Annotated in this window: 10 protein-coding genes; 1 reads left to right on the top strand and 9 read right to left on the bottom strand. The window is 56.9% G+C overall.

All coding sequences use genetic code 11. The annotated features are described in order from the left end of the window. Positions 1-39 precede the first annotated feature (39 nt). Positions 40-396, top strand: a complete 357-nt coding sequence (locus EEB15_RS32640) for a transposase (protein WP_233259720.1) — start codon at positions 40-42, stop codon at positions 394-396. A gap of 27 nt (positions 397-423) precedes the next feature. Here the strand turns inward: EEB15_RS32640 and EEB15_RS32635 are convergent, their stop codons facing one another. The 9 genes from EEB15_RS32635 to EEB15_RS32595 form a co-directional block, all read right to left on the bottom strand. Beyond that, the gene (locus EEB15_RS32635) at positions 424-858 is read right to left on the bottom strand and encodes a hypothetical protein (RefSeq protein ID WP_141514168.1); all 435 of its coding nucleotides are present in this window, start codon (positions 856-858) and stop codon (positions 424-426) included. 90 nt (positions 859-948) lie between these two features. Continuing rightward, a complete protein-coding gene (locus EEB15_RS32630; RefSeq protein WP_141514167.1) occupies positions 949-1,488 on the bottom strand; it encodes a hypothetical protein in 540 nt (179 codons plus the stop codon). Between the two features lie 7 nt (positions 1,489-1,495). After that, positions 1,496-1,918, bottom strand: coding sequence for an elongation factor Tu (locus EEB15_RS34700; RefSeq protein ID WP_141514166.1), 423 nt, complete (start codon positions 1,916-1,918; stop codon positions 1,496-1,498). A gap of 100 nt (positions 1,919-2,018) precedes the next feature. Further along, on the bottom strand, positions 2,019-2,534 hold the full coding sequence (locus EEB15_RS32620; protein ID WP_141514165.1) for a hypothetical protein: 516 nt from the start codon (positions 2,532-2,534) through the stop codon (positions 2,019-2,021). Positions 2,535-2,633: 99 nt separating this feature from the next. Beyond that, positions 2,634-3,230 carry a DMP19 family protein gene (locus tag EEB15_RS32615; protein WP_141514164.1) on the bottom strand — a complete coding sequence of 199 codons (597 nt, stop codon included), beginning with the start codon at positions 3,228-3,230 and terminating at the stop codon, positions 2,634-2,636. 105 nt (positions 3,231-3,335) lie between these two features. Then, positions 3,336-3,815, bottom strand: coding sequence for a hypothetical protein (locus EEB15_RS32610; RefSeq protein WP_141514163.1), 480 nt, complete (start codon positions 3,813-3,815; stop codon positions 3,336-3,338). Positions 3,816-4,811: 996 nt separating this feature from the next. Continuing rightward, a complete protein-coding gene (locus EEB15_RS32605; protein WP_141514162.1) occupies positions 4,812-5,351 on the bottom strand; it encodes a hypothetical protein in 540 nt (179 codons plus the stop codon). 98 nt (positions 5,352-5,449) lie between these two features. Then, positions 5,450-5,890 (bottom strand): hypothetical protein, encoded by a 441-nt coding sequence (locus EEB15_RS32600; protein WP_141514161.1) that lies wholly within the window; start codon positions 5,888-5,890, stop codon positions 5,450-5,452. A gap of 584 nt (positions 5,891-6,474) precedes the next feature. Continuing rightward, entirely contained in the window at positions 6,475-6,945 is a 471-nt protein-coding gene (locus EEB15_RS32595) for a tetratricopeptide repeat protein (RefSeq protein WP_158290308.1), read from the bottom strand. Positions 6,946-7,789: the final 844 nt, after the last annotated feature.

Genomic DNA, 7,789 nt, shown 5'->3' with positions numbered 1-7,789 from the left:
CATTGAGGAGGTCAACAAACAGGGCAAACAACTACACTTATGCACAGCCGACCATCAAGCGGTCGGCTCTTCACCCCGGGTCAGAATTCAATCGGCAGGGTGGGTCAATATTCAACCGGCGCGGACAATCCGGTTCACAAGTCCGGTGTCGTAAAGAGGTTTGTACAAGCCAACGCCCAGCGGCTGCGCCTGATCTTGCTGCCGGGCTACTGCCCCGAGCTCAACCCGGACGAGTTGCTCAATCAGGATGTCAAGACCAATGCGCTGGGCAAGAGTCGGCCGGCCAACAAGGGCGAAATGATCAAGGCCGTGCGCAGTCATCTGCACAGTCGCCAGAAGCAGCCCGCGATCATTCGCAATCTGTTCAAGGAAAAGCATGTCCGGTACGCCGCGTGATCCGTTACGCACTATTTATGGGCCGGCTCAGTAAGTTGCACTGCGCCCATACCGCATGAATGCGTCAGTAATGCGCGCCTCCAACTCCAGGTCGGGCGGCACAAAAGTGCAAGCCATCACGAGGTGACCATTCCTCCGAATGGCGGTGTACTGAGGCGCGCTAGCGATTTCCTTTTCCAGTAGCTCCGCCCCCTCAGGGGTCGGCGACGCGGCCAAGCTAACCACCTTCATCTGCGAGGGATTCAGCCCGAACTGAAAGTAGGCCAAGCAATCGGCATGGTTGATGCGAACATCTTGAACCGCGACGGATGCGTGAAGTCCGTTTCCCCAGAGGTAGATGCTGAAGTCTTCAATGACTTTGGGAAGAGGAGGCGTCGGTTTGACCAAACCAAGTTTGGCCAGAAGCCAAGTGACGGGAATCACTATGAGTCCCACAACGGCGTAGAAGATTCCGCGCAACATGATTGTGCAATTTAACGTAAAAATGACCGGACCACCAACATGAGCGGCGAAGCCGCAGCCTGCCGTTGTGGGTCCGCGTCGATTGACAAGTTAAGGTGCATTTCGCTCGAAGAATCGCTGGTACACATTCGCATAGTTCGTGCCCACCTGGCACGACGTAATGTCGTTGTACTTGAATTGAACCGGTTCTTCCAGCCAGTTGCCCGCGCCGGTGAAGTGCTGTATGCGCACCTCTTCTTCTCCTGTGTCCTGAATACGGCCGATGGCAAAGTCTGGTTCTTCGATGAGTTCGCACTCCAGAATGAAGATCGAGTGCTCGCCGCGCAGACCCTCGAAAGCACTTCGCCAATCATTGAGATTTACCGCGTAGTCGAAGCGGACTTTGGAGAGGAGGCCCTCATCGGCCAGGCGCTGCCTTTGAAACACTTCTGTCTTCGAGCATTCGATCTTCGAGATGTCATGGGTACGCAAGATCATGAGCCCATCTACATTGAGGTCATAGACGTACTGCAGTAACACCAGTTGGTCTGACGATCCGAGTACGAAGCCTTGGATCTTGTTGTCGTCGACTGCCGCTCGGCGTAGCGCGATCAGCGAACGGTCTGCTTGGAACTGCCTCAGCTCTTGCACTTGCGCCTTAACGTGAAGATGACCGGACCACCAACATCAGCGGCGAAGCCGCAGCCTGCTGTTGTGGGTCCGTGTCGATTGACATGTTATGCGTTTGGTTGGGCTGCACGGGGGGCCGAGCAGACTCTTCTAGTTCTAGGATTTTCAAGATTCGGCCACGGCCGACGGTTCGAGCGCCCTCACGAATCTCGAACTCCATGCCTGGATAGATCTTTCCCAAATGCCTGTCCGGACTCATGAACCCCAAAAAGGCTCTGACAGTATCCCCAGGATGAACCTGCGCCACGTCGGGATACTCATGCCTCGCGTCCCAATCGTGGCCATCGTAGTAGAACTGCGGCCTGTAGTCGCTGAACGCAGGACCGACCCTGCCACCCTCATCGGCGCGCAAGAAATAGATGGTCGCCTCAATGTCGTGCGGGATTCTCATCGAAGGCAAAACGTATAACGTGAAGATGACCGGACCACCAACATGAGCGGTGAAGCCGCCTCCTGCTGTTGTGGGTCCGCGTCGATTGACAAGTTATGGATCACGCAACCTTCCTCAGTTTGTTCAGCAGCGAGTGGCATGCGCCATAAAGAAGGCATTTCATGTCCTCTTGGTCAAATGTCGGTCGGAATCTAAAGATGGCCTGCAAAGTAAGCTGGCGACTCACGAACTCGCCCCAAGGCATTTTTTGAGTTGCCGAGAAAGTGCGCTTAGTTTTTTGCGACTTGAGATGATAAAGGCGGCACGCGACTGTGATCTTAGGACGCCAGAAAACTGGAAGCCCCATATCTTCCAACGACAAGTCCCAGTAGTCACCTGACTGAAACGACAGAACCAGAACGTCCAAGCCGAGGTCGGTGCGGTGCGGGGCGCTAACTTCACTAGCGGGAGGCAACGAGAAGATCCCCTCAAGGGTTGTTCGCAGAGGGTCATCAAAACTCTCGTTTCGAAACATGCCCCATTGGTCGACGTGCCTCTTCATATCCTTTCTTGGCACGACGGCCAGCGTACCAAGAAATACCCTCGGCTTCTCGTGCTTCAGGAAGCTATCGAACACCGCACCCTCTCGAATGAGCCATAACGTGAAGATGACCGGACCACCAACATAAGCGGCGGAGCCGCAGCCTGCTGTTGTGGGTCCGTGTCGATTGACAAGTTAGCCAGCAGCGTACAACTGGTTCTCATGTGCATAGGTCCGGCATCGTTCGCCTAGTTTGTCGGGATCCGCCCAAAAGGCCTTGTCCAGTGGTTCGAGTTGCGCCCATTCCGTCGCCGATTCGTCCTTAAAAGTTGGCATTAGCCCCATCCGCTCCGCACGATCGATTGGAACCCGGCGGTCTGCGAAGAGCACTTCCTTCGCCTTGAGCAGAAGCGCCGCAGACGCATCGGCACCAAGAGCTCGGAGACCATCTAGAGCCAGGAGATAGTACGCCCCGCTGCTGTTGGAGAAAAACTGATCGAACCCACCGTTGTACACCTCGCCGATCAGGCAGCTTACCGCGAAGTATGTTTGTTCTTCTGCTCGAAGACCATGGAAGCCTTCGGAAGTCTTATGAACCCGCCGCACGAGGTCTTGCCAGTACAAGGATTCCGCGCTTTTCGCATATTCACGGTCGCGTTCGCGCTGGCGCTTGCCTTCTTCAATTCGGTCTCGATAGCCGCACTTACACGGCATGCAAAGCCCGGCATTCGCAGAAGCTGTGTCGGGGTGAATGAGGTCCCCGCATTGGACGCAAGGGAGACGCTGAATCATTTCTGCAGGCTAACGTGAAGATGACCGGACCACCAACATACGCGGCGAAGCCGCAGCCTGCTGTTGTGGGTCCGTGTCGATTGACAAGTTAGGTCGCAGCATGTGCTATTTGGGTTCCTGGGACCGGCGCATGAAGCCTCGCGCTATACCGAATACGCCGAGACCGAAGAATGCGCACCACCCGAGAACAAATTTAGGCGCCCAGGGCCAGACACCTGTTCTTGCGCTTTCGGCAACCCAGAGAAACGCTATGACGAGGGAGATAGCCACTGCGCCTGCTCCGCCCAAACCGATGCGCCGGCCAGCCAGAGGGATTGAATTCACTCGGTCTGCATATTCGCTCCGTTTCGCACTAGCAAACGACAAGTAGACAAGGCCGACGACGAATGCGACGGCGAACTCAAAGAACGCCGCCAAAAAGAAGAAGAGAATCCCAATCCCCCAGCCTTGTTGCGCCAAAGTAAATATGCCGCATCCGACGCCCAGAACCAGGGCGCTGCCTGCAGAAGAACGAGCCCGGTCAAAGTCAAACCAGTGCCACACAACTGGTACGGCGATGCACGCGGTGATGAACGCGACTACCATCTTCCCACTGCGACCTAACGTGAAGATGACCGGACCACCAACATGAGCGGCGGAGCCGCAGCCTGCTGTTGTGGGTCCGCGTCGATTGACAAGTTATGTCTCATGCCACAGTACTCCGCGCTGATGCTCCCGCTTGGGATTGTGCAGGCGGTCACCCAGGCGACTAAGAGAGACCTTTCGCGGAAGACGTACTGCCGTCCACAAACGATCATCCGCAAGCCCTCCAAACCTTCGGCGATAGTACGCCACTGCATCCAAGCGCTTACGCCGGATACGAGACCGCGACGGGCCGAATGAACGCAACTCCCAATCTGCAAGCCCGGCCATGAGAAGGCGAAGTTCCGGCTTGCTTAGCGCTGCCCAATTGCACCTGCGACGCATCCGCGGGTTGTAGATGCGAACCGTGCCAGGCGCGCTTCTTCTATGAGACATAACGTAGACGTAACCGGCGCCCGCGGACCGGTGCGACCGAAGGGAGCGGACACCCGCGGGTGTCCGTGTTGACGGACATGTTAAGCATCAGGCCTCCCGGCAGGCGCCCACTTGGCAACGAGCCCGAGAAACACGCAAGCGGCTCCAACCACGATAGAAACACCAATGATTGCCTTGAGCCACGGCAACGGAAAGTACAGGTACGCCGTGAAACTTGTGACGGTACCCGCGAGACCAATGACAGAGCCACGCAGTAGCCTTAGTTGTACGGGCGTGGCTGAGGCCTCGAAACTAGGGTTTGCTGACGAAAAGCGAGAGCCAATCAAGCCGGCAAAAAAGGCGATGCACGCGCCCACCGCCGCACCCACCCAAGAAAACGTAGTTGCACCTGGCTCGGCCAAAGACGGCAACTTCGCTGCGAAGAGCGCGCAGACAACCGCGATGACCGCAGTCTGTAGGAGGGCAGAGCGTCGCATTGCTGATGTTTAACGTAGAAATGACCGGACCACCAACATGAGCGGCGAAGCCGCAGCCTGCTGTTGTGGGTCCGTGTCGATTGACAAGTTAACCTGCATTGCCGCCGACTGCGTACAAGGCGTCCTCGTAGTCACCGCCGAAATTTACCCTAGTGATATCTTTGACCGCGTACAGGTCTGGCTTGGATTCCCATTCTGCATCGGGTGTGATTTCCAGAAGCGACACCCGACCCCGTGAAATTCCGACCACGCGCCCGATGTGACAAACCTCGGGGTCCAACTTCTCCTGATGGATAGTGACCAAGGGAAACGCGCGGCTCGATGACAGAAGCAGTTCTTCGATGCTTTCAAGGATGATTCGTGGCTTTCTCGGCCTTCGGTCACCGCGCGTTTTCAGCGCAGCCTCAGCGAATGAGGCGTAAGGGTCCTCTTCTAGCGACATCAGATCGGCTATGCGGAAGCACTCAAAGCCGTCGAATCGAAGGCGATCGCTGACGAGGGTGAGGAGAAAAAATCTTGGACCGACGCCTGAGATGTACCCACGAACGACAGACTCCTCGAAGCGCCTCGAAATCCGCACAAATGTGCGCCTGTGCATGGCATCAAGAAGCTGCGATCGTCGCGACATCAGGTTTGCAGGTTAACGTAAAAATGACCGGACCACCAACACTCGCGGCGAAGCCGCCTCCTGCTGTTGTGGGTCCGCGTCGATTGACAAGTTATGTCTCACAGAGCAACTTCCGCGAGAACTGCGCCGCCGCTCATGATCTTTAGCTTTCGGTCAACTAGCAAGACTTCCCCTTGGTCCGCGCGGTAGAGTGACCAAACAGGCGTGGTGGATCTCACGATGCCCCACCAGTCTCGCTCCTTTCGCAGTACCAAACCAAATGCGCACGTTGCGCCGCAATCGGTTCGATAGAGCCGGTAAGCCTCGTCACCCGCCTCCACTTGGCTCAGGAGTTCGAATGAGATATCGGACGCGCCGAGTTCAGGGGCCTCCATCGCCGCACAACCCGAGAACAACCCGAACGGAAGCGCGAGGATTCCGGCCAAGCCGATCATGAGCCGCCGCGGAAGCGATCCCCGCATCGCCAGCCCGATCAGCGCGATTGCGATGGGAATTCCCACAGATGCGAATGCAATCGACCAATAGTTGAACGTCGGCATGGAGAACCTGAGCTCATACGGGTAAGGGAGGCCTGCGCATGCCTGCACGAACAGGGCCGTGCTCAGCATCAGCAAGATGAGGCCAGGGACGCGCGCAAGTCTATGAGACATAACGTAAAAATGACCGGACCACCAACATGAGCGGCGAAGCCGCCTCCTGCTGTTGTGGGTCCGCGTCGATTGACAAGTTAGCTTGCATTGTCACGCCTCCGCCCAGTTGCTCGAATTTTCAGGTTCGAATGCGTCAACCAGTACAGCCCCGCACCGGCACCGGCAGACAATGCGATACGCACAACCAGTCGTAGCCCATCGTGCTCTGGCCCAGCTGCGCCCAAGGCGACAGCAATGAATAGATCTGCAATTGTCCAGAGGCAAATGAGAAGGGCCATCGGCCAGAACATGGGAGCGTCCAATTCTGATCCACACGACGCGCACCAAAAGACGCCCTGTGCCTTGTAAATGGGGATTCGCTCGCTACAAACAGGACAGGTCGTCGCCATGCAAGCTAACGTGAAGATGACCGGACCACCAACATGAGCGGCGAAGCCGCCTCCTGCTGTTGTGGGTCCGCGTCGATTGACAAGTTAGAGGGCACCGCTGCACCTCCGCAAAAGTTCTTCAGCCTCTTCTCGTCCCGCCTCTGTGATGTGATTCGACGCAATCGCATTGTGCAGGTGAAGTTTGGCCATCGGAATCGACTTGCCTGTACCGCAGCCTGCAAGGTAGAGCTTAGCCACGTCCACGTCTGCGTCTCCATCGCCCATCCGACTGGACTTTCGGAACCACTTAAACATCATGCGATCGCGCCCTCTCTCACGATACAAGATCGCAATGTTCGTAGCCGCCGCGGAATCCCCCGCTCGATAAGCCCGCAAGTACCAGTGACGGGCCAACCTCTTGTTCTGGCGTGTACCGATCCCTTCATCGTAAAAATAGCCGAGATTCAGCTTGCACGAGGAGCCGCCCCGAGCCGCGTCAGAACGATACAAACGGAACGCTTGGACCAATTCGCCTTGCTCCCAAGCCGCGTGTGCCGCTTCTTCGATGCTTGTCACGATTTCTCCCGTGCCCTCTAACGTAAAAATGACCGGACCACCAACACGAGCGGCGGAGCCGCAGCCTGCTGTTGTGGGTCCGCGTCGATTGACATGTTATGCGCGTAGCGTGCCGACATCCCGAACTTCAGCCGCGGCAGAACGATCCGCTCTCGGTAAGCGGCCTGGTAAAAACTCGCTTTCGAAAGCTCGGCTCTCGTACCTCCGCCGCTCCCTCCATGCGCATGAGGCCCACGTAGCAATGCTTCTCGTCAGAGTCTAGAGTGGCGCGATATGTCTTTCCGGCCGCCGGAACGAACGACACGATGAGGTCGCAGCTACCGTAGCCGATATACGTGTGAAACGATATTGCGCTCTCCTTGCCGGGGTCCAACTTCACTGCGCGTTGCTCCCCTGGAGCCATTAGCTGAGTTGCACCGAAGTTCATCGATCCCGTGCAGTTTGATGAGTCTCTGTACCCGTACACCTGCATGTTGTGTTTTCCTGTTCGGGTGATAACTAGCGTCGCGGCATCGGGGCTCGTTGACTCAGGGTACGGGTCTCGCAACGCGGCGCACCCCGCTAAGCCGGCCAGAAGTGCGGCGATCATCACGCCTGTTCCCGTTCGTGTAGCGATCATTGTGTTCCTCGACCAAGCGTATAACGTAAAGATGACCGGACCACCAACATGAGCGGCGGAGCCGCAGCCTGCTGTTGTGGGTCCGTGTCGATTGACATGTTGGACGAAGCCGCTACGCGGAGGAATCCCTCTCCTCGCTGGCACGATCTGTACTGCATGACGCTCCCTTCAATCCCGATGGGGGTGATTTTGCAGCAACTCGTGAGGATCAACCAGCATGGCTAC

Source organism: Ramlibacter sp. WS9, assembly GCF_003797765.1.
Taxonomy (GTDB): Bacteria; Pseudomonadota; Gammaproteobacteria; order Burkholderiales; family Burkholderiaceae_C; genus Ramlibacter.
The sequence above is the reverse complement of the archived record's forward strand: the minus strand, read 5'-3'. Positions and strand labels throughout refer to the sequence as shown.

What these genes read in the sequence shown, in the direction of transcription:
- EEB15_RS32615 (WP_141514164.1), bottom strand. Translation starts at nt 3,230, where the DNA reads ATGATTCAGCGTCTCCCTTGCGTCCAATGCGGGGACCTCATTCACCCC.
- EEB15_RS32610 (WP_141514163.1), bottom strand. Translation starts at nt 3,815, where the DNA reads ATGGTAGTCGCGTTCATCACCGCGTGCATCGCCGTACCAGTTGTGTGG.
- EEB15_RS32640 (WP_233259720.1), top strand. Translation starts at nt 40, where the DNA reads ATGCACAGCCGACCATCAAGCGGTCGGCTCTTCACCCCGGGTCAGAAT.
- EEB15_RS34700 (WP_141514166.1), bottom strand. Translation starts at nt 1,918, where the DNA reads ATGAGAATCCCGCACGACATTGAGGCGACCATCTATTTCTTGCGCGCC.
- EEB15_RS32635 (WP_141514168.1), bottom strand. Translation starts at nt 858, where the DNA reads ATGTTGCGCGGAATCTTCTACGCCGTTGTGGGACTCATAGTGATTCCC.
- EEB15_RS32605 (WP_141514162.1), bottom strand. Translation starts at nt 5,351, where the DNA reads ATGTCGCGACGATCGCAGCTTCTTGATGCCATGCACAGGCGCACATTT.
- EEB15_RS32600 (WP_141514161.1), bottom strand. Translation starts at nt 5,890, where the DNA reads ATGCCGACGTTCAACTATTGGTCGATTGCATTCGCATCTGTGGGAATT.